Genomic DNA, 21,946 nt, shown 5'->3' on the forward strand with positions numbered 1-21,946 from the left:
TATTTGTTTATATTATATGGAATTTTGATCCAGAAGTAAAGTCCTTTTATTTCTTGTGGCATTCACACAGGGAGAAGCATATGGTATTAAAGCAGATTTAGGAGGGAAATTATGCCTACTGAGAGAAATCAGCAGTGGTACTTACAAAAAGCGGCAAAATATGATCTTTTGGCTCAGTATTTTAAATACATTGATGCAGCACAGCATATTGCTTATTACCATAAACATTTACATTGCCTCAATCAGGCTTTTCGAATGATGCGTTCAAATAATTCTGCGCCTTCTGAAGAAGCTCATCAGGGACAGCAGGCAATAGTACGGATGTTCCATGGTTCCCCTGATGCCGGTCAGATTGATATTTATATAAATGGCACCCGAATTTTAAAGGACTTTTCATATAAAGAAGCAAGCGGTTATGCTGCACTGCCTGCAGGCAAGCATCAGATAGACATATATCCGGCTGGCAGCATGGTTTCCACTCTTCTAAGCAGAAAAATCAATGCTGCTGCAGATAAAGTATATACAATTGCGGCTGCAGGGAATTCAGCAAACTTAAAGCTTGTCCTTTTAGAAGATCAGCCTGAAGTGCCTGCCGGCGAAACAAAAGTCAGATTTGTCCACCTGTCACCCGATGCTCCTGCAGTTGATATTGCCGTAAAAAACAGGGATGTTGTTTTCCCCAATATCGCTTTCAGGCAGGCAAGCAAATACATGGCACTAACTCCAATGACCGTCGACTTGGAAGCCAGGATAGCGGGAACCCCAAATTCAGTGCTGTCCATCCCTCGAATGCAATTTAAAGCAGACCAGGCCTACACTTTAGCGGCTGTAGGTTCCGTGGCCACAGAGCCTGAGCTCGAAGTAATTATCATTGCAGATTAATGCTTTACCGCTTATCAAGCATCAAAAAAAGGGAACCCTCCAAAGCTGCGGAAGGATTCCCTTTTCTCATTTAACCGGAACAAGAAGGGTAAAACGAATATCATCCTGTTTTAGATTAAATTCATCCACTTTTACTTTCACATCACTTTTTAGCTTCATTTCCTGCAGAGACACATAAATTCTTTCTTTCTGCGGCTGAATGGTAACACCTTCCGGAAGCTTGTAGCGGTCTTTTACCAGCTTTAGAACATGTGAAACTGGAAGATTCAGCTGCCCAACAGATATAGACTTTTGCTGAAGGACAACATCCCCATTTTTCAAGGCTTCTGGTTCAAATGACAGTTTCATCTGCAGATCCTGGCTGAAGAAAGGGATTGTGCCATATAAATCAACTTCATCGTTTAGGAGGACCTTGTAATCTATTGCTCCTGTCAGCCCTTCTTTTTCAAGGTAGTGGTTTATGACTCTATTCAAATCTTCTTTATTGGCTTTTATGTTAAAAGGAACGTAATTATCACTATTCTCGGTGATCGCTGTGTAGTCTTCGTCATCTGCCGGTATACTGATAAAAATAAACAGCACAGCTAAAACGAGTGCATTAATCGCCAGCAGTGCAAAAAACAGCTTTTTCCATTTTCTATCTTTCAATCAACTTCTCTCCATTTCCTTCAGCTTTCCTTTTATACGGAATATCTTTCAGCACTTCCTCTGTGAGTATTTGATGGACCCGACCAGCTATTAATTCATAGCCTTTATCATTTGGATGAAAATAGTCTGTATATAAAAGATTATCATCGGTATTTTCAAATATATCATCTATTTCAACAAAATAAGTGCCTGGATAATTTCTCAATATATCCTGGCTTGTGTCATTCCAATCTCCAAGAATAGCATTAATTTCCGTTATTTCTGAAAACCATTTTAAAAAGGGATTATATAAGCCTATTAAGACAATTTTACTATTTGGGTTTACCTCTTTTATCGAATCTAAAACCTCAGTCAGATTTTGTTCATAGATTTCTTTTTCCTTGGCAAAGGCCCTCAGCTTTAGGTTTGAAAAGTTTTCCCGGACAACTTTCATAACGTCATTGCCGCCAATGGTTATGATCACCGCGTCTGCATTCTTTACAACATCTTTTACCTCATCTGTCCCCAGCTTTTTCAATAATTGATCGGAACGATTGCCTTTTACACCGAAATTATAAAAAACAGCGTCTTGAACACTTTTGTCTTTTTCCAGTGACATTTCAAGATATGGCACGTAACCTCCACGTTCAGTACTGTCTCCTACCCCTTGGGTTAAAGAATCACCTACTGCAGCAACAGTAAGGTTTCGAGGGAAAAAACCCAATGGAATTTCTTCTTTAACTGTCAGGCGGGATTCTTTTTCAGAATGAATTATATCGCTGTGGTTAACTGAACTGCAGGAGGCAAGAAGCAGCATGATCCAAAAGATGAGGGTGAATTTTTTTATCATACTATCACCTGCCCATTTTTCTCATTCATATTATAACATGCAACTCAAATTTAAAAATAATCAGCATTGTTCCTGCAGCAGCAAGGACTAAACTGAAAAGAAAAATAGACCTCGTCCAAGGTCTATTGCAATGCTTTAATATCATTTATAATTTCATCTAATGGAATTTCATTAAGACCAGTATAATACTTCATTACTTTACCATTCTGGTCAACAAGATAAAAATCTGTTCCATGGATTACCTGATCACCTGTTTGCGGCTTTTTCACAATGGTTTTGAAGTATTCCATAGCATATTTCTCAATTTCCTCCTGTTCATATCCGGTCAGAAAATGCCAATTGCTGAAATCTGCATTGTATGTAGATGCAAATTCCTTTAAAACTTCAGGTGTATCCACTTTTGGGTCTACACTGAATGAAACAAATTCAATATTTTTTATGCCTTCCTCCTCAGCCAAATCCTGAAGCTTCTTCATATTAGCTGTCATGGGCATACATACATCTTCGCAATTGGTAAAAATAAAGTCGGCTACCCACACCTTGCCTTTAAGATCCTTTAAACCAAATTCTTTATTATCCTGGTTTGTATACGTAAAATCAGCCAGTTCCCAATTTAACGCGTCCTTTATGCCGCTCTGTCCGCATGCTGCAAGAACTGCAAGCATAAAAGCAGCAGCCATTAAAGCAAAAACTTTTTTCCTCATACATTCACCTGCTTTGATTAGTTACGATGCTAATTTTAGCAAATATTCATGAAAGAAGAAAGAAGTACTTATGACAAACTTGTGAATAAGAACCTTCTTCTATTATTATGACAAACTGATGGATGGAAAAATTTTTAGGTTGGTTTCGTTTTATGGTTCGTCATAATCTCATAAAATGTTTTTATGAAGTTTGAATAATTAAATTGCACAGCAATCTGATGTATCCGGTACTTCATCTTTTCTTCCGGAGGAACATTTCTAAAGTCTCCAATGCTCTGGCCAAATGCCTCCCCTTTGTCAGTAATTATCTTTACCGGTACATCCTGATATTGAATTTCAGCCCCCGCAAGCATTGCCCACAATGTAAATAAATCATGCATGGGACTTCCGCTTATGTCTGGATAGGTTTCCTTATAAAAATTAAAATAATAATCAACCATAGGCTTAAGAAACAAGCCGACTTTATTTTGCACTTTTTGATAATAGGCATCAAGAGAATCGATAAGTGCCGGAGTAACGATTGCAGACATGGTTACATCCAGAGGAAAGACATGAATCTTCTTCGGTGCATTGGCAAACACAACATTAGCCGCATACGGGTCCCCATAAAAATTTGCTTCAGCCACTGGAGTCACATTGCCCGGAACATTGAATGCCCCTCCCATAATATAAAAGTCACTGACTTTACTCATAAGTCCCGGATAAAGGATAAAGGCCGTCGCCAATGAAGAAAGTCTTCCTACATTAACGATTGTTATATCATTTTCATAGTTCTCGATCAGTTCCTTAAAATCATCGAAGTTTTCAAACATGTTATTGGAATTCTCCAGGTTAGGAATAATCGGACCCAGCCCTTCTATGCCGTGAATATCCGGGAAAAACACCGGAACCTCGCCGGTTAAAGGCAATACGGCTCCGCTGAATACAGGAGTATTTTGTCCGGTCAATTCACGAAGGTAAGCTGCATTTCGGACGGCATCGTCCCTGGAAACATTTCCATAATCAGCAACAATCCCGACGATATTGATGTCCTCTGAGAAAAACGCAAATATAACTGCAACAAAATCGTCAATACCAAAGTCACTAAAAAATAATACATTTTTCCTCTTCAACCCTACACCCCCATAATTCATTTTATTCCGGGGATAATCAAGAATGGCAAATATTTTAAAATAGGATAAAAGTCTATGATTTCACTATTCCTAACCATGATTAGAGAAAAAATTGATTTCGCAAAAAAACGCATAGCCTGAGAGCTATGCGTCCTTTTTATTTATCTTCCAGATGATACATAAACCCAATTGCACCTGGACCTGTATGTGTACTGATAATTGGAGTTGTTTCTTCGATTTCAACCTCTGCGCCAGCATCCAGCTCTTCTATCATTGTTTTCAGCTTAGAAGCTAACTCAATGCCCTCTGCATGAACAAGACCTACACCTCTAATTGTTTTCCCTTTAATATCTTCTGCAAATTGCTTGGCCAAATATTTTGCAACCTGGGTATGGCTTCTTACTTTGGCGACAGGTGTATAAACACCGCCTTCAAGCGAGGCAATTGGTTTTATATTCAGCAGGGACCCGATCATGGCTTTGCCTTTGCCAATTCTCCCGCCTTTCACAAGGTTTTCCAGTGTGTCCACTACTACAAACAACTTAGTATTGCTGCGAATGGTTTCCAGCCGGCTGACAATTTCCTGAATACTTTTACCTTCTCTGGCCATTTTCGCAGCCTCCAAGACTTGAAAAGCCAGTGCTTTGGAAATATATCTGGAATCTACCACGGTAACATTTGCATGTGACATAGCTGCTGCACTTTCTGCTGATTGAACAGTACCGCTCATTCCGCCAGTCATATGAATAGAGAGAATTTCATAGCCCTGGTCACCAAATCTGTCATACACCTCTGCGAACACTCCCGCGGGAGGCTGTGAGCTTTTAGGCAGCTCGTCCGCTTCTTTCATTTTCCTCATAAATTCAGATGGAGTAATATCAACCCGGTCCAAGTATGTATCACCATCGATGTGAATAGATAGCGGGACGACTTCAATATCGAATTTTTCAAGCAATTCGCTGGATAGGTCAGCTGTTGAATCAGTAACAATTTTAATTTTAGCCATTATGCTTTCACTTCCCCTGCATTAACAATTAGTTCATATTATACATTCAAGCAAAATACAAATAAAGCAATAAATATATAGCTTGTTTTTCTCTTCCAAGCGGCCAAAAAAATACCGGCTGGCTGCCGGCATCAATGTTGTTAAGCGTTATTTTTTAATTCTGGAGTCTTAAAAATCTCTGCATAGACGGGCCACTTTAAAACTCGCTTTAGATATTCTCTAAAAGAATGGTTCTTAAGTGGATTGGCATTAGTGGCCGCAATAAAAGTTTTTAAACGGACTTGGATCATAAAATAATAAGGGCTATCTTTTGCCAATACAGGAATTTCAGTAATTTTTACCTTCTGTCCAACAGCATTTTTGAACTCTAGGCTTTTAAATAGCAAAATATCAATCCTCTTTTTCACCCGTTTGTTAATATTATACCCCAAATACGGCTCGAAATGTGTCTGATTATGCTATCACATTATTTTTTTTATGAAGCTCTTTTCCTATAAATTATTGTTTTTCGCCTCTCAATGTTGACCGTTGATTTCCGTTCCAGGCTGCTCGCTTTCCGCGGGCAGGCGGTGAGCCTCCTCGACGCTTCGCGTCTGCGGGGTCTCACCTGTCCCGCTACTCCCGCAGGACTTTGAATATGCTTCCTTGAGTAAACACCGCACGAAGAAAATGCGAATGCATTTTCGAGGATCTCGCACCTTCCGCTCCAATCAACTCGGCAAATAATATATATATATCATCAAACCTTGCAAAAAAACTTTTATGAAGAAGATTCTCCTGTATTCTCTTGTTTTTTTAGCTTTTTTTTATAGACAATTTTTGATAAGTTGATGCTTATTTCGTAGAGCAGAAGCAATGGAATAGTGACAAGAATATCAGACATGAAATCAGGAGGTGATATTACAACCGAAATCACGACAAGGACAAAGTAAGCATACTTCCTGATTTTAGTAAGCACATAAGGATTTATAATTCCCAGCGAAGTCAGGAACATGATGACTACCGGGAGTTCAAACAAAACTCCAAAAGGCAAAGTCATATTAAGGACAAAGCGGAAATATTTATCCACAGTGAAATTGGCCTCAAACAATTCTCCACCCAAATCAACAAGAAAACTTAATACGGTGGGGAAAATGACAAAATAGCCAAAGCAAAGGCCAATAATGAACAAAATAAATAGCGCCGGCACATAAGAAAGAGAAATCTTCCGCTCAGCTGCTGTAAGGGCAGGCTTGACAAACAGCCAAATCTGCAAAGCCAGAACGGGAATTGTTCCTGCAACGGCAATGACCGTAGCAAGCATAAAGTAAACCCAGATTATATCACTTGGGCCCAGGACAATCAATTTGACGTCCAGGTCTCTTACCAGCCATTTATAAATATCCTCCACAAACACAAAGCCTGCAATAAAGAACAGGATAAATGCTGATGCCGTTATAATGAGTCTTTTTCTTAATTCATCTAGATGTTCGACTAAATTTAACTCTTTTTCTTCCATACGATTCTCCTGCTAATTTTATATCTGGCCCAGCCTGTTGTATCTTAACCCAAAACAAAAAGGTGCAAGAAGTATATCCTTACACCTTATTTAACCGTTTTTTTCTTAGTATCCTGTTCAAGCTCATCCATCACGTCACTGGTCAGGTCCCGGGTAGATTTTTTAAATTCTCTTAGTGTTTCACCAAAAGCACGGCCAATTTCCGGCAGCTTTTTTGGACCGAATATGATTAACGCCAAAACAAGGATTAAAATTAATCCTGGTACACCGATATTTGAAAGCATATTCACATCTCCTTTAAAGTACTTCCCTTTTGAATCTAATACGATTATAGTACTTTTCAAAGGAAATGTCACAGATATCATAAAAATTCATATTTCAGTCACATATCTTATTAAATCATAGGGATCTGCAAGTCATCCGGATACTTATACAAGAAGATGAAAAAGGTTGCTGTCTTTGTTTATCTCCTTGTAAGAGAATCCCTTTTTATTCATTCTCACTATGAGGTCGCTATAGTCTTCCCTATGCTTCAGTTCTATTCCTACAAGGGCCGGACCATTTTCTTTATTATTTTTTTTCGTATATTCAAAACGTGTAATATCGTCCGTTGGGCCAAGCACTTCATCAAGGAATTCTCTTAATGCTCCTGCCCTTTGGGGGAAATTCACTATGAAGTGGTAAAGCAGGCCTTCATAAAGCAGGGAACGCTCTTTAATTTCCTGCATGCGGCCAATATCATTATTGCCCCCGCTGATCACACATACAACATTCTTTCCCTTAATTTGATCTCTGCACATATCCAATGCAGCAATCGGCAAAGCACCTGCAGGCTCTGCCACAATCGCATGCTCGTTATATAATTCAAGGATTGTCGTGCACACTTTCCCTTCCGGAACCATGAAAATATCATCAACAAGCTCATTACAGATGTCATAAGTTTTTTCACCGACACACTTTACCGCAGCACCATCTACAAACTTATCAATCTCCCCGAGGGGTGCTACTGTTTGAACCCTGATAGCTTCACTCATAGAGGGTGCTCCTTCAGGTTCAACCCCAATCATCTGCGTTTCCGGTGAGATGCTTTTTATGTATGTGCTGAGTCCTGCCATCAATCCGCCTCCGCCAATGCTGGCAATAACAAAATCGACTTGCTCTTCACAATCGTTAAGCATTTCGACCGCTACTGTTCCCTGTCCCGCTATCACCATTTCATCATCAAACGGATGGATAAATGCCCTGTCTTCCTCCGTGGCACATTTAAGAGCTTCGTGATAGGAATCATCAAAAGTGTCTCCAACAAGTATAATCTCCACTGTATCTCTCCCAAACAGCTCTACTTGGCTCACCTTCTGTCTCGGCGTGGTCGCTGGCATAAAGATCTTCCCCTGAACCCCAAGGTGTCTGCATGCATAGGCAACTCCCTGCGCATGATTCCCTGCACTTGCACAGACTACACCGTTTTCAAGCTCCTCTGCAGTTAAAGATTTAACTTTATAGTAGGCGCCTCTTAATTTAAATGAGCGGACATGCTGAAGATCTTCCCTTTTCAAATAGACATTGCACTCATACTTTTCTGATAGGCGTTCATTTTTCTGTAAAGGTGTATGGGCAACAATATCCTTTAGCTGCTGGTATGCAATCAAAATATCTTCCAACTGCACCCATTTTTTTGTCATTAGTTTCTGTTCCATTTTGCCACCCTCTTCTTTACAAGTTATTAATTTGTACATTATACCATGACAAATCACGATTTCAATCCGGTATTTTAAAAATTTACATTTTTCGAATTATTTTATGGATAGAAACAGATAAAACTGACATATAATAAGCAAAAGTTAATTTATATCTCAAAGGGGTGCAGGAATGGAGTTTTCTTTATGCAGTCTGGATAGCGCTTTGCCTGTGGAGGTAACAGTGGATGAAGATAACGGCAGGTATATGATTCGGAAAAGCGACACGAGTGGAGAGTACTTCAACAGTGCAGATGAATTAATAGAGTGGGTGAAAGAGAACTTTACCGCAGAAGAGTTTTGCGATCCCAGGGAATACCACGGAATGATTCAGAAGCTCACAGATTATTTAGTGAATCCGAATTTATAATTTACCGCTAAAAGGCCCCTGACTGACTGGGGCCTTCTTTTTATGATGCGATTTTTCTGTTCGAGAGACTGCTGCAGATTATCCCTCTTACTTCCTGCGCAAGAAACTTTGCATCCATATCTTTAACAATCCTGGCATTCACAGGCTTGCATACCCTGATTTCTATTTTAGCCGGCTTTATGAGTCTCCCATTCTTTTCAAAGGCATCTGCCGTCCCTTTAATAGATATTGGCACAATCGGAACACCTGCATCCTGTGCAAGCCTGAATCCGCCTACTTTAAAAGGCGCTACCTGCCCGCCCCTGCTTCTCGTCCCTTCCGGGAAAATCAGGAGAGAGTGTCCCTGTTTTAAAAGCTCTGCAGCATTCTTCAAAGAATTGATAGCACTCCTGCGATTGCTGCGATCAATAAAGACACAGTTCATGACTTCCATCCATGATGAGATGATGGGTGCTTTCTTCACTTCAATTTTTGATATGAAGCCAAAAGGTTTATTAATAGATGATAGAAGGACTGGAATATCGAAATCCCCTTCATGGTTGCAGACAATGACAACAGGCCCCTCGGGGATCAATTCCTGCCCCGTAATTTTTACTTGAGAGCCTGATATTTTCATTATTGTCCTGGACCACTTTTGGGGCACTTTATGGATGATGCAGTCGCGCTCTTCAACGGGAAGTGCTGAATTCAGGTTTCTCATCCGGGATAGAGCAGGCAGGCTATAAATCAAATATCCGCCCATATAAAGAAAAAAGATTATTAATCGAAGCATACATACCTCCAAGGGTTGGGATGTTTTACATTATATATTAATCAGGATCCTTTCACTATATGTTTACAGTTTATAAATTTAAAAAAGCAGCCCGCCGGCGCGAGCTGCTTTTTGTTTATTTTCTTTTATAAATGAGGAATTCAAAATCATACGGATTTTTTTCATCCCTTGTGCCCTTCTCCCTTGAAAGAAGGTCCCATTCTGACATGTCCAATTCCGGAAAATATGTGTTCCCTTCAAATTCGTCATAAATCATAGTCAGATATAGACGATCAGCTGCAGGAAGAATGGCTTTGAAAATCTCGGCACCGCCAATGACAAAAATTTCATCTTCCCTATCGCCGCTGTACTTCAGCAGCTCCTCAACTGTATGTACTACTGTACATCCATCACAGGAAAAGGAATTATTCCGGGTTATCACAATATTTTCTCTCCCCGGCAGAGGTCTCCCGATTGAATCCCAGGTTTTGCGTCCCATGGCAATGGGATGCCCCATCGTCGTTCTTTTAAAAAACTTTAAATCCTCAGGCAAATGCCAGGGAAGTTTATTATCCCTGCCGATCACACGGTTCTCATCCATTGCCCACATTAAAGAAATCATACACTGACAACTCCTTTAATATGAGGATGCGGATTATAGTCTTCAAGCTGGAAATCCTCAAACTTAAAGCTGAAAATATCTTTCACCTCAGGATTAATCTTCATCTTTGGAAGCTTTCGGGGATCGCGGCTCAGCTGGAGGTTTACCTGTTCAAGATGATTCTGGTAGATATGCACATCACCGAAAGTATGAACAAATTCACCAGGCTCCAGATCGCAAACCTGCGCAACCATCATAGTCAGTAAAGCATAGGAAGCAATATTAAACGGCACGCCGAGAAAGACATCTGCAGATCTCTGATAAAGCTGGCAGGATAGCTTTCCATCTGCAGCGTAAAACTGGAACATGCAGTGGCAAGGCGGCAAAGCCATCTTTTCAATTTCTCCAACATTCCATGCATTTACAATCAGGCGGCGGGAATCAGGATTTGTTTTGATTTGCTCAATCAGGCTCGTGATCTGATCAACTGTATTTCCATCAGCACCTGTCCAGGATCTCCACTGATGTCCATAAACGGGCCCTAGATTCCCTTCCTCGTCTGCCCACTCATTCCATATCCGCACACCATTATCCTGAAGGTATTTCACATTTGTATCTCCATTTAAAAACCATAATAGCTCATGGATAATGGATTTCAGATGCAATTTCTTAGTCGTAACAAGCGGGAAGCCCTCCTGCAGGTCAAAGCGCATCTGATATCCAAACGTGCTTATTGTACCTGTGCCTGTACGGTCTTCTTTTTTAGTGCCATTTTCCAGGACATGCCTGCAAAGATCCAAATATTGTTTCATATCAACCCAACCTTTTTAAAATACTCATTGCTATTGTACACAATTTCCGATTGTTTAACATTAGTTAAAAATTATAAAAAAACAGGTAAAATCAGTTTAATTTTTTTATAAAATCATAGGTTTTCGGAGCATTCTCTCTTAATAATTCCCTCGATTCCCCTTCTGCAAAATACATCGCAAATGCCTCAGCGAAATATTCTTCCGGGAAGGAAAGAAGATAATTTTGGCCCGGGAACAATTTAGCTTTTTCCGCTTTCCACACAGAGAGAAACTTCTGATTAAATCGAATGCCATTATAAACATGACGATCAACAGAATGGGCAAGTTCATGAAGTTCCAGATTAACGGATCCATGACCTTTCCCCTTATCACTGAAGCCTATTTTTACAAGGACTGTTTTTGCGCCGCCAATCCCCGGGACATCATCCCAAGTGGTATCCCCTGTATAGCCGCGGGGAATTACCCCTGCAAGATGCTGCGCTGTAGGATTATCAGTAAGTTTCCCCGTGAATAATTTCACCCTAATATCTTCACCCTCTATTTTGGAGAGCAGGGAAGCGGGCAGATGATCCACTCGGGAAATCATCTCTGCAGCCTCTCTCTCATCAAAAGGTTCGAGAGGCACAATAAAGATTTCACCAAGCTGGCGTGGAGATTTCAGACTAAGAAACTCTTTAAGCTGGGAAGAATGCGGGTAATCCTTTAGTTTGATGCCGCCCATGGCAGCCTGAGAATTCCCAAGCAGTGCAAGGGAGACGATTATAATTGTAAATGTAAGTACCATTTTGCGCATGTTAAAAGCCCCTTCTGCTAATCTAAGATGTATAATTTGCGGGCAACAGAGCTCTTTGAAGTGTATAAGCTGCGGAACTGCCTGAATGGAGAAAAAATCTTTTACCGATCTGATAATCTATTAAAATTATAACATATGAAAGGAGGATTAAAAGGAAACAAATGATGGGAAACTTTTATGAAAATTCAAAAAGGGCCCGAGTAATTTCGGGCCCCTTTGAAGTTTATTTTTATTAAGAATAAGAACGCACTACATCTGAAAGGCCGGGAGAAGCAGTTCCAGTACCTACTGCTGCAAACTTCCAATCGCTTCCATGGCGATAAATCTCTCCAACTATTAAGCTGGTACTTCCGCTGTAGTTGTCAGTCAGGTTGTAATGAATCAGTTCCTGATTGTTGCCGGAGTTTACTACTCTGATGAATGCATTTTGAATCATTCCGAAATGCTGCTTTCTCTTTACACTGTCATAAATGTTTACAACGAACACCATTTTGTGAATGTGTGCAGGCACTCTGCTTAAATCAATCAGCACCTGCTCGTCGTCCCCATCTCCTGCTCCTGTCAGATTGTCCCCCGTATGCTGGACACTTCCGTCGCTGCTTTTTAAATTGCCGAAGTAAATGACATCTTTATTGCTTTTAAGCTTTTCATTTTCACCAAGCATGATTACAGAAGCATCACAGTCGATATTTGCTCCGCCGCCGCCTCCGAATAAAGATCCCAGGAGACCGCCGCCTCCGCTTTTTTGCACTGGATCCCAGCCTAATCCTACCATAATTTTAGATAATCCCGGATTTCCTTTAGTTAAGTCAACACGCTGGCCTTTTTGAAGATTTATTGCCATATCAATTCCACCTCGTCAATAATTTATATTTTATTTAAAAATGTGCAGCTGACTAACCCTGCTGCTTCATTTTTTTAAAATTGTCCTGGAGCTGTTCCAGTCTCCTGGTTCCTTCTTCTCGCAGACGTTTATTTTCTTCTTCTATTGATTTTGTCTCCTGCATACCTTTCATGATGATATTCCAGGATTCCTCAATCGTTTCAATCTTAATGCTTGGACCGCCTGCCAATCTTGCAATATCAGCACTTTGGTTTGAAATATTCTGCGCATTGCGCACCAGCATTTCATTTGTCCGTCTGTCCAGCTCGCTCATAGAATCAGCAACAAGCTTTTGCCTTTTGGCTGCAACTGCCTGAATCAGACCGTTTTTAAAGATTGGAATAGTGGTTACAAACGCAGAATTAATCTTGCCGATAAGTTTGGTATTTCCTCTCTGCAGCAGCCGGATTTGCGGTGCTGTCTGAAGGGCAACCATTTTAGCCATTTCAAGATCATAAACTCTTTGCTCGAGTAGATCGACGGCATTTCTTAACGTATCAAGCTGCATCGAAGCCATCTGATCTCCCTGAGCCGCCCGCGCTTCCAGCTGTGGAAGCTGATTGGCTTTTATATCATCAGCTTTCATTTGTCCTGCAACAGCATATTTTTCGAGCGTCAGATAGTACTGATAATTCTGCTCATACATTTGTTCAAGCATGGTTGTGGAATCGACCATTTCACTTTGGTATTTGGAAATTTCAACATACACTTTATCAATTTCCGCACCCATTGTCTGGTATTTTCCGAAAAGCTTTTCAATCATTTTTTCTCCGCGCTTGAAAAGCTTGCCAAAGATGCCTTTAGGTCCCTGCTCAAAATCCTTCTTGTCAAATTTGTCCATGATTCTGCCGAGCTGCTTTAAAAGTTCACCTGAATCTTCAACCTTCGTTGTTCTCATGTTGCTCAATATCTGGTCAGAGAAGCGGGAAATCTGAACAGCGGGCTCTTTGCCGAATTCAAGTATTTGGATTTGGTCCTTCTCATCAATGGACCTGGCCAGATTTTGCACCTCAGGCTCCTGCCTTAAAGCAAGCTTAATTTCTGAAACGTTATTTTCGGTTAATTTATCATCCTGCAGCTCGGCTGTTAAATTCAGTTCTGTTGATTTGGTCGGATTCATTTTCAATCACCCTTTAAATTTTTTAATAATCCTTGAAAGAGAACCTTTTTAAGAAAGGATGGCTCCTTAAATTCCTGTTCAAAAACAACATCCTCAAGCCAATGAACATCATATAAATCTTCCTCAATGAAGTTTTCAATGTCGTTATGGCCCGGCGGATTATACAGTACAATATCTATCCCAAATTGATTAAGCAGCAAAAGGAGTGCGGCATCTGTTCTTACCATCGTCCCGTTCAGCTCGTTGTTATAGAGGATAATCTTAGGAACTTCCTGCGAGTAATCAAATTGCTGCATTAACTTTAGAATGCTCGGCGGAATTTGCAGGCTTTGGCTAAACAGATAAATCTTCAATTCTTCTTCCGATTCACCCGGCAGCGGCTTTAATCGCGGGCGATCACACATATTTCTAATGGCCTTTGCAATTCCATTTTGAAGACCTCCAGGAAGCTGCTGATACCTCCAATAGTGCCCTGAAATGATTTTTTCAGGGTCAAGCTTCCCTTCCCCGTCCAGTGCATTGCGATAATGGAAACGAAAATCATTGTTGACGCTGTTCGTGAAAGGGAATCTTTTTATCAGCAGACTTTCTTCATATTGGCTGATCGTTTGTATTCGATCCCAATATTCCTTTCGGTTCCTGCTTACTCCCTGAATCTTTGAAAAAAGGGAGGGTATCATGACCCTTCCATCCTTCACCTCAAAGTTTGGGCGGATCATAGCTTTCTCTTTAATTAAAATAAAAAGTTCATCATAAGTGGTTTTCAAGGTAACAGAAGAAGGAGTATACTCCCTAAGCTGCCAGGGTTTATAAAGGCCTGAACCCTCATGGTTAAGGATGGTTTCTATTTCCCTGGATGCCCTGTAGGCGACTGTAGCACTCCTTCTTCTCTTTTCCTGCGGGAAGGGTTCAGGCTTTTTCTTTTCAGTATAATGATGTACAAAAGAATCCTGAACTTCCTGACCCATCTCTGCAAAAAGGTCTTCTCCTGAAGGAGAAAAATAAAGAATATCGCACCCGATTTGAATTAAGTAGTATAAAAAGTAATAATGACTCTTTTTCCCATTCCCGTACCAAAGGACTTTTGGCATACCCAATTTCGGGTCAATTTCTTTAAGTTCTGTGCCTAAATGATTAGCGGACCACTTAATCACATCTACAAGCACTCTTCTTATATCCTGGTTTTTCAAGCCGCCTGATTCCTTTTCAGAAAACAGATTCAGCATACTGATCATCGCTTCTCTTATTTTCCTGTGCAGAGAAGGTGAGGAAGATTTGAGCAGCAGCTGTTCTCCATCTAGGAAAGCAGCAAATCGGTTTATGGATAAATTCTGTTCCCGGTTAATATTCAGGACTTTTTGTATCGCCTGGAACTGCTGATTATTAATGGTTTTATCCAAATGTTCTTCACTAAGGAGGAGAAGCCCTGTATTCTCTGTGTGAATAAGATCAAAAAGACGATTATAATATTCATCTTCATCGAGGGGAACTCCAAGAAATCTGGCAACAATTTGGCCAACATGCAGCGTTTGCTGTTCCTCTCTGTAACTTTCACGTTCATGATTAGGCTTTTTTAACTGAGAGCTCCAGTTCTCATATGTAACCTTTAAGATGTGAGTTTTAATTTGACTGTACGACAAGTTCAATTATTATCCCTTCCCTCTATGAGCGAAAGATGCATTCTTATCATTTCATTCAAAAATTGCGTTTCAGTTCCCGGATAATAGCACGGAAAAAAATATGTAAACTTATTACCATCATATCATAGGAATACAGCCTTTTTCTAAAAATCGTTCACTTTCTTTACGTATAAACAGTAAGAAAGTTTCATTCCGGCAATATTTTTCATTGCTGATTGACATCAAATGGACTCTTTCACCTTTATCCCTGTCCCCGCATAAAGTGGAGTACTTTGTAAGAGGAAGGTGAGTAAGTATGAGGCTGCTTTTTCGAAGAGTGAGATATCGGGGGATTGATCATGATCTGGATATAATCAGGAATACTTTATGTTCAAGTTCCTTTGTTTTTATAGACGTCTTTTTCCTGTCATTGATCCTTGCCATTTTCTCTTTTGCCAATTACCAGTCTATTCCCATCAGCAGCTTAATCTTTACAGGAAGCTATACTTTTTGCATCTGCTTATTTATCGTTTTAAAAAAATGGCTGAGGGACCAGCCGGACTAAACTCTTTCTTTCATACTATTTAGTATATTATTTAGAATTTCTTCCCCTGCCGCTGTCCCTATATTAGCAGTAATCAAGTAAGGAGATGTGATGGACTTTTCAGCTGCCAGTTCTCCGTGGCTGGGGACATATGCATAGTCGCAGTACTTTAAAAAGTCATGATCAAGCATGGAATCTCCTGCCCCAATTATCATATTTATATCTTCCCGTTCCTGAATAAATTTCACTGCCTCGCCCTTACAGATGGGATTTGGCATAAAATACAGCTTTCTTCCCTGATGGGATATCCTCCATCCAAAGGATTCCGCCAGATCAGCCATTGCTTTTTTGGCTTCAGCTGTTAATTTTTCTTCAAGAATATAATAAAAGAAAAGATTTTCAGCCATTCTTATTTTCCCGTTCAGTTCCAGGCTTTGTGACCTGACCATCATTTCCTCAAGCAAAGCACACTCTGCCTTCAGCCTCTTTCGGACTATGACGGACCACTCCTCAAGAGGTTTTCCATAATAATGGATATTGGCACCATTGGATGTGACAGTGTAAGGAATGTTAAGGACATCCTGAAAAATGAAAATACGCTTATATTGCTCATAAGTCCTCGTTGTAACAGGCACAAAGAGCATTTGAGCAGATATCTCTTTCAGTAAACTCCGAGCTTCTTGTGTCATAAAGGCAATTTCCCTGCCATCTTTACGCTCAACACCTATTAAATCTTCTCCTGACTGCCCAAAATCAGCAAGTGCTTTATTTGAGTAGATCAGTGTCCTGTCCAAATCTGATGCAAACATCCTCATGATTTTTCTCCAGTCTTTTTAATTAATCCGCAGCAGGTATAACTCATATCAGGATAATGAATAACCTCAACATTCCGCTCCCGGGCCAGCATGACAATATGGCCAACATATGGACTTTCCGGATCTTTCATCAGAATTTTCCATGGAAGCCTTCTTAGAAGAACTCTGGTTGTTTCGCCTACTCCCGGCTTTACAAAGTTAATAGATTCAATATTAAATTCCTCTTGTATTCTCTGAATCTCTTCCATGCCCTTAAAACTTGCTTCCCCCGGGTTATTCATAATCCTTTTCGCAAGTTCAGCAGCTTCCTGTTTAATAGCCGGGAACTCCTCTGCTACAGCTGAGAGATATTGGTTTGAAACATCAGCTTCTTCCAGCTCACTATAATATTTGGCGCCATGGAAATCTTCAGGCCCAATTAAGGATTTATTTAATACTGTTCTGCTGACCAATCCTGAAACAGTTGAGTTGAGACAGGCACTTGGAATCAGAAAATCTTCCCTCGTTCCATATAAAGTTGTGCAATAACCAGGATCAGCAAGAACGGCCAAGGTATCATCAAGAATAACACCACAAGTTTCCTGGAACTGTCTGCAGGCCTTGGTTAATTCAATGGAGATAGCCCCTTTTCCTGTCCATCCGTCCACAAATTGAATTTCACAGCCGGGATGTGAGTTTAGAATATGCTTTATGGCATTTTCGTCAATCCCCCTGTCCCTGATAATGGAAATGCTGTAATGCGGCAAACTCACACCATAAACTTCAGAAAGATACCTCTTTATCAGAATTCCAACAGGTGTTCCTGCTCTCGCGAGAGAAACTAAAACAGTATTTTTTCCTTTTTGCTTCCAGATCTGCTCAGAAACCGCTCCTGTTGACAATGCTGTTTTCCGTTTATAAACATCAAGCGTTTCCCAAAACAGAGAAAGGTATTTTTCAGGCGGCTGATATTCAATAGGAAGCGTTTCACTATAATGCTGACCGGACTGAATGTTTTTTTCTCTTTGTTCAATGGATCCTTCAAGTGAATATCCACTTAAATCCTTCAATAAAAAGATAACATCATCTTTACTATATGAACCAAATTTATCTGCTGTTTTATTCATTTTTTCCACCTCCGTTAAAGTAGACTACTTTTACATTTTTAATATATTTTTTTAATTGATTGATAAAAGGCATAAGGAAATCTTTTTCCGGTTCTCTTTCAAAAAACAGGAACACTTCATCATAACAACCGTCTGGAATGTTATAAACATATTGTGCCATTTCAGGGTCTTCAGGATTTTCAAAGGAAATGCCGTATTGTGCTCCATAGTCTTTATCATTTCTTACAAAGATGGGACTGCGTGTTGTTGAGTGGAACTTTACGCTTTCCCCCATTAAGGAGGCAAGCTTCATAGGGATATACATGAACTCCCCGGTTCCGAGACATAATGTATTTCTTCCATCCCGTTTTCGGGATAAGAATTGGCCAATCTCTGCTAATGACACACTTAATCCGGCCTGGCGTTTTGCATCCAGCCCGAAACGGCCCGAATCTTTTAAATAGGGAATACTTCTGATCTCACCGCTTAAAGTAACTGATGGTTCGTTCGTCCGGCCTAATAATTCAGGGAATTCTTTACTTATATCAATATAGGAAATCTGTGCAGTTTGTCCTGAAAGCTCGCCTGCTGACTGACCTTTATTCACATCAGGAGTCCCATTTACATCGATCTCCCCTTTTAGAAGAGACACATTGTTAATAATAATGCCCAGCTCTTTTTCCAAATCATCAAACAGGATTTGATCTTTTGGGGAACGCCAATCCAGGATGGAGACGACTGTATATATCTTTCTCGGAAAGCGTTCATGGATGGAGCGGATGATATTAATAGCTGTTTTCCCTGTAGTCATTTCATCATCGACAAGTATAATCTCCCTCTTGTTATCCAAAAGGTCTGCATCTGCATAGCATCTGTGTGAAGTAGCATGAGAATGCTCTTCTTCAAAAGTTATGACTGAATTCTGATTTGCCAGCTGCTCTCTTGTTGTATGAAAGTAATCGGCACGTTTAAATGATTGAAAGAAAGCATGTCCAAGTGCCGTTGCTGTCTCGGCAAATCCAATAATAACCGGGTTATGGTCTTTATCAATAAAAGGACTGCTGTTCAAGAAATCTGTACCGTTTTCAATAGCGGATAAAAGCTCTGCGGCCTTTCCGGTCTCCACCTTCTTCACCTTCTCCATATAACGGCTGGCGAGCAATTCTCCTGTCAGAAGTCCGATCTTAGGGTCTATCGGTATATGCTTCCCGAGTACTTTGCTGACAAATAAGAAAGATCTTTTCTTGTTAATTCTTGCTGCCATGACAAATAAATCTTCAGGGAGCAGCTCATATGGGTTCTCGGTTATATGAATATCAACGGTTAATGAGTTGAGTATCTGAATTGAATGTTTCGTTTTTGAGTAGATCAATGTATGTGATCTCATCCTGCAGCACCCCGTATACTTCTGATTTTAATAATATTTTTTTTGCCCAATATAAATGGGGTTTAATTTCATTCATTTTGTTTTGATAATTGCTTTTCATAACCCCTATTTTTCCGCCGGCCTGACCGGCGATGCTCTGAGCATCCAGGTACTCTTCAAGTGTTACCGTATTCAATGCCTGTACAGGCCTAATGTGGGTTGGATGAATAATGGTTTTCCCTGTTAAGCCATTTGAAATATCCATTGCAATTTCTCTTATTAAACCATCCATATGCCGATCAATTAAGTCCGTTCTCATTTTCAGTCCATCCTGTCCAAGACGTTCCATGAATGGTGTTTGCCTTATTTGAGGCTTTAGAAGACGCTCTTTTGAGGAAAAATACTCCCATACCGGACCTGAAATGACATACGGCTGGTCCGCACGCAGAAAAATATTAATAATATCTGATATGCAATCTCTAATTACAGCAATATCGTAAACTGTCGTATCAGAATTCCTTCGTATTCCGTAGAGTCCGCTAAAATCCGTAGCTCCAATTCTTACATTTAATATCAGCTCAAAATATTGATCCAGCACTTTCTTTATGCCGATCAACTCTTCAAGCCTTGTTTCTTTCTGAATAATTTCTTTCGTCTCCAGAATCGGCATGGCATATAAACAATACCCATGAGAATTAAGCTCTTTTATTTCAGTTAAAATTTTGCATCCTTCAGCTGGTGAAAACTTAGGCAGGACAAAGCCGGTCAGGAGATGCATTCCATTCGGAATTCTGCTTTTGAGTCTCATAAGCTGCTCATAGCTTCTGATTCGCACGAAGATCAAAGGGAGATCTTCTTCTTCACAAAGACCTTTCACAAGGTCTGAACTCAAATTTTCCAATTCCGAACAAAGCAGATTTTCCGCCAATTCCACTTCATCATCACCAATTGCATCTTCAAGGCATATGACCATGGATGAAAGGCCAGCATGCTTTTTTGACAGCAGATCCTGGTGAATATTTGGCCTTGTCGCCGGCATATATAAAGTTGCCCCAAGAGCATATGATAATAGCTCCCTGTCGGATCTCTTATTAAAATAGCCAGGCTTCTTGTAAAACATTTTATTTATTTTTTCACCCGGAATATCGGAAAATAGTCTCATTTTCGCAGCTCCATTCCTTCACTAAAATACTACTTTCTTCCTTTTTCAACCAAAAAAGATAAAAATAAAAGGGAGCGGACAAGTGTCTGTTCCCTTTCAAGATCTATGCAGTTACATATTTAGTTTGATCCTTGATCTGCAGCTTCTTTTTTTGCATTCTTCGCATGTACAATAAAAGTAACAGCAAACACGATAACCAATACGATAAAGAAGTAAATATGGTCGATGTGAATACCAGCAGCACTCGCAAGCATTTTAGCAGCAATAAGAAGGATCAGAATATATGAGCTGGTTTCCAGCTCCGGAACCCTGTCAATCAGCTTCAAAAATACGCCTGCTACACCACGCATCATGATAATACCAAGCATACCGCCTATCAACAGCACCCAGATTTCCTGGCTGACTCCAAGCGCAGCCAATATACTATCGATTGAGAATGCAATATCCATCAATTCAACTGCAATGACAGTTCCCCAGAAAGTACCGAAAAGGCGAATTAATAATCCTCTTTGATTGATGCCTTCAATTGCATGTTCATCGCCTTCCTCTTCAGCTTGCCTCTTATCAATAAAATACTTAATAGCAAGCCAAGCCAGGTAGGCAGCACCTAACACCTTGATATACCAGAATTCAATTAAAAATACACCGATGCCGATAGCAATAAATCTGAAGAAGTAAGCACCTAAAAGACCGTAAAAAAGAGCTTTCTTCCGCTGTTTTTCCGGCAGATGCTTTACCATTACAGCAAGAACAAGCGCATTATCAGCAGATAATAGGCCTTCCAGAATTACAAGTGTACCTATCAGTGCCCAGCTTTCCGGCTTTGACAAAGCTTCAACCCACATTTCCCAATTAAAGAACTGGGAATATGTATGCATAATAGATTCTAAGATTTCCATTCTAAATTATTCCTCCCGGTGATGACTGCTTTTTCATATAAAAGACCCGGCATTGCCGAGCCTTATTAAGCAAATATACCTCTTATTTATCCAACCTGTAAACCAAAATCTTTTGCCAGTGCAGCCAGTCCGCCCTGATATCCGCTTCCGATTGCACTGAATTTCCACTCTCCGTTATGTCTGTACAATTCCCCAACTACAAGAGCAGTTTCAATTGAGAAGTCTTCACCCAGGTCATAGCGGATCAATTCTTCGCCTGTATCTTCATTCAGAATTCTTGCATAAGCATTGGATACCTGTCCAAAGTTCTGATTGCGGGCTTCCCCATCATGAATGGTGATTGTGAATGTAATGCGCTGAATGTTTGCCGGCACATTTGCCAGGTCAATTTTCACCTGCTCATCATCGCCCTCCCCTTCACCTGTACGGTTATCCCCAGTATGTACAACTGAACCATTAGCGCCTGATGTATTGTTGTAGAAAACAAAGTCACTTTCAGAAGTTACTTTTCCAGTATCTCCAAGCAGAAATACGGAGGAATCCAAATCAAAGTCATTTCCGCCATCATATTTGTTCGTATCCCATCCAAGTCCTACTACTACCTTACTCATTCCTGGATTTGTCTTTGTTAAGTCCACTTTTTGTCCTTTTGATAAGCTTACTGCCATTTCAACTCAAACCTCCATTATGTAGAATAAATGTATTTACGGT

General features: G+C 40.2%; 25 protein-coding genes. 3 read left to right on the top strand and 22 right to left on the bottom strand.

Features of this window, described 5'->3' with window-relative positions:
* Positions 1-111 precede the first annotated feature (111 nt).
* Positions 112-882 carry a DUF4397 domain-containing protein gene (locus NAF01_RS16880; protein WP_250800836.1) on the top strand — a complete coding sequence of 257 codons (771 nt, stop codon included), beginning with the start codon at positions 112-114 and terminating at the stop codon, positions 880-882.
* 66 nt (positions 883-948) lie between these two features.
* On the opposite strand, the gene NAF01_RS16885 is transcribed toward NAF01_RS16880, so the two are convergent.
* The 9 genes from NAF01_RS16885 to ilvA form a co-directional block, all read right to left on the bottom strand.
* On the bottom strand, positions 949-1,530 hold the full coding sequence (locus NAF01_RS16885; protein ID WP_197208554.1) for a YpmS family protein: 582 nt from the start codon (positions 1,528-1,530) through the stop codon (positions 949-951).
* On the bottom strand, positions 1,520-2,359 hold the full coding sequence (locus tag NAF01_RS16890; protein WP_048009390.1) for an SGNH/GDSL hydrolase family protein: 840 nt from the start codon (positions 2,357-2,359) through the stop codon (positions 1,520-1,522). Before NAF01_RS16890 ends, NAF01_RS16885 begins: the two co-directional genes overlap by 11 nt.
* 122 nt (positions 2,360-2,481) lie before the next feature.
* Positions 2,482-3,063 carry an SCO family protein gene (locus NAF01_RS16895; RefSeq protein ID WP_226618433.1) on the bottom strand — a complete coding sequence of 194 codons (582 nt, stop codon included), beginning with the start codon at positions 3,061-3,063 and terminating at the stop codon, positions 2,482-2,484.
* Positions 3,064-3,197: 134 nt separating this feature from the next.
* Entirely contained in the window at positions 3,198-4,196 is a 999-nt protein-coding gene (locus NAF01_RS16900; RefSeq protein WP_431189176.1) for a nucleoside hydrolase, read from the bottom strand.
* Between the two features lie 136 nt (positions 4,197-4,332).
* On the bottom strand, positions 4,333-5,181 hold the full coding sequence (locus tag NAF01_RS16905; RefSeq protein ID WP_048009393.1) for a DegV family protein: 849 nt from the start codon (positions 5,179-5,181) through the stop codon (positions 4,333-4,335).
* Between the two features lie 140 nt (positions 5,182-5,321).
* A complete protein-coding gene (locus tag NAF01_RS16910; protein ID WP_250800838.1) occupies positions 5,322-5,567 on the bottom strand; it encodes a DUF2535 family protein in 246 nt (81 codons plus the stop codon).
* Between the two features lie 374 nt (positions 5,568-5,941).
* Complete coding sequence (tatC, locus tag NAF01_RS16915; RefSeq protein WP_048009395.1) at positions 5,942-6,679, bottom strand: twin-arginine translocase subunit TatC; 738 nt, start codon at positions 6,677-6,679, stop codon at positions 5,942-5,944.
* A gap of 86 nt (positions 6,680-6,765) precedes the next feature.
* Entirely contained in the window at positions 6,766-6,963 is a 198-nt protein-coding gene (locus NAF01_RS16920; RefSeq protein ID WP_035331398.1) for a twin-arginine translocase TatA/TatE family subunit, read from the bottom strand.
* A gap of 144 nt (positions 6,964-7,107) precedes the next feature.
* On the bottom strand, positions 7,108-8,376 hold the full coding sequence (gene ilvA, locus NAF01_RS16925; RefSeq protein ID WP_222497994.1) for a threonine ammonia-lyase IlvA: 1,269 nt from the start codon (positions 8,374-8,376) through the stop codon (positions 7,108-7,110).
* A 172-nt stretch (positions 8,377-8,548) separates the two neighbouring features.
* Between ilvA and NAF01_RS16930 the strand changes: the two genes are divergently transcribed.
* Entirely contained in the window at positions 8,549-8,785 is a 237-nt protein-coding gene (locus NAF01_RS16930) for a hypothetical protein (RefSeq protein ID WP_048009397.1), read from the top strand.
* A gap of 40 nt (positions 8,786-8,825) precedes the next feature.
* Here the strand turns inward: NAF01_RS16930 and NAF01_RS16935 are convergent, their stop codons facing one another.
* From NAF01_RS16935 to NAF01_RS16965, 7 genes are all read right to left on the bottom strand, one after another.
* Positions 8,826-9,557 (bottom strand): lysophospholipid acyltransferase family protein, encoded by a 732-nt coding sequence (locus tag NAF01_RS16935; protein ID WP_048009398.1) that lies wholly within the window; start codon positions 9,555-9,557, stop codon positions 8,826-8,828.
* A gap of 115 nt (positions 9,558-9,672) precedes the next feature.
* Positions 9,673-10,158: a dihydrofolate reductase gene (locus NAF01_RS16940; RefSeq protein WP_250800839.1), complete on the bottom strand. Its 486-nt coding sequence runs from the start codon at positions 10,156-10,158 to the stop codon at positions 9,673-9,675.
* Positions 10,155-10,949, bottom strand: a complete 795-nt coding sequence (locus tag NAF01_RS16945; RefSeq protein ID WP_250800842.1) for a thymidylate synthase — start codon at positions 10,947-10,949, stop codon at positions 10,155-10,157. Before NAF01_RS16945 ends, NAF01_RS16940 begins: the two co-directional genes overlap by 4 nt.
* Positions 10,950-11,040: 91 nt before the next feature.
* Entirely contained in the window at positions 11,041-11,742 is a 702-nt protein-coding gene (locus NAF01_RS16950) for an anthrax toxin lethal factor-related metalloendopeptidase (RefSeq protein ID WP_250800844.1), read from the bottom strand.
* Positions 11,743-11,974: 232 nt separating this feature from the next.
* Complete coding sequence (locus tag NAF01_RS16955; protein WP_197213839.1) at positions 11,975-12,586, bottom strand: TerD family protein; 612 nt, start codon at positions 12,584-12,586, stop codon at positions 11,975-11,977.
* A 52-nt stretch (positions 12,587-12,638) separates the two neighbouring features.
* Positions 12,639-13,745: a toxic anion resistance protein gene (locus tag NAF01_RS16960; RefSeq protein ID WP_250800845.1), complete on the bottom strand. Its 1,107-nt coding sequence runs from the start codon at positions 13,743-13,745 to the stop codon at positions 12,639-12,641.
* A gap of 2 nt (positions 13,746-13,747) precedes the next feature.
* Positions 13,748-15,391, bottom strand: coding sequence for a YceG family protein (locus NAF01_RS16965; protein ID WP_250800847.1), 1,644 nt, complete (start codon positions 15,389-15,391; stop codon positions 13,748-13,750).
* 289 nt (positions 15,392-15,680) lie between these two features.
* Between NAF01_RS16965 and NAF01_RS16970 the strand changes: the two genes are divergently transcribed.
* Positions 15,681-15,929: a hypothetical protein gene (locus tag NAF01_RS16970; protein ID WP_048009404.1), complete on the top strand. Its 249-nt coding sequence runs from the start codon at positions 15,681-15,683 to the stop codon at positions 15,927-15,929.
* Here NAF01_RS16970 and NAF01_RS16975 read toward each other — a convergent pair.
* From NAF01_RS16975 to NAF01_RS17000, 6 genes are all read right to left on the bottom strand, one after another.
* Positions 15,926-16,723, bottom strand: a complete 798-nt coding sequence (locus tag NAF01_RS16975; protein ID WP_250800849.1) for an HAD family hydrolase — start codon at positions 16,721-16,723, stop codon at positions 15,926-15,928. The genes NAF01_RS16970 and NAF01_RS16975 overlap by 4 nt on opposite strands.
* On the bottom strand, positions 16,720-17,829 hold the full coding sequence (locus tag NAF01_RS16980; RefSeq protein ID WP_250800851.1) for a cysteine protease StiP family protein: 1,110 nt from the start codon (positions 17,827-17,829) through the stop codon (positions 16,720-16,722). Before NAF01_RS16980 ends, NAF01_RS16975 begins: the two co-directional genes overlap by 4 nt.
* The gene (locus NAF01_RS16985) at positions 17,822-19,195 is read right to left on the bottom strand and encodes a phosphoribosyltransferase family protein (protein WP_250800855.1); all 1,374 of its coding nucleotides are present in this window, start codon (positions 19,193-19,195) and stop codon (positions 17,822-17,824) included. Before NAF01_RS16985 ends, NAF01_RS16980 begins: the two co-directional genes overlap by 8 nt.
* The gene (locus tag NAF01_RS16990; RefSeq protein WP_226618430.1) at positions 19,125-20,336 is read right to left on the bottom strand and encodes an HpcH/HpaI aldolase/citrate lyase family protein; all 1,212 of its coding nucleotides are present in this window, start codon (positions 20,334-20,336) and stop codon (positions 19,125-19,127) included. Before NAF01_RS16990 ends, NAF01_RS16985 begins: the two co-directional genes overlap by 71 nt.
* 119 nt (positions 20,337-20,455) lie before the next feature.
* Positions 20,456-21,235 carry a TerC family protein gene (locus NAF01_RS16995; RefSeq protein WP_250800858.1) on the bottom strand — a complete coding sequence of 260 codons (780 nt, stop codon included), beginning with the start codon at positions 21,233-21,235 and terminating at the stop codon, positions 20,456-20,458.
* 86 nt (positions 21,236-21,321) lie between these two features.
* Entirely contained in the window at positions 21,322-21,903 is a 582-nt protein-coding gene (locus NAF01_RS17000; protein WP_250800860.1) for a TerD family protein, read from the bottom strand.
* Positions 21,904-21,946: the final 43 nt, after the last annotated feature.

This window comes from Cytobacillus firmus (genome assembly GCF_023657595.1).
Lineage (GTDB): Bacteria > Bacillota > Bacilli > Bacillales > Cytobacillaceae > Cytobacillus > Cytobacillus firmus_B.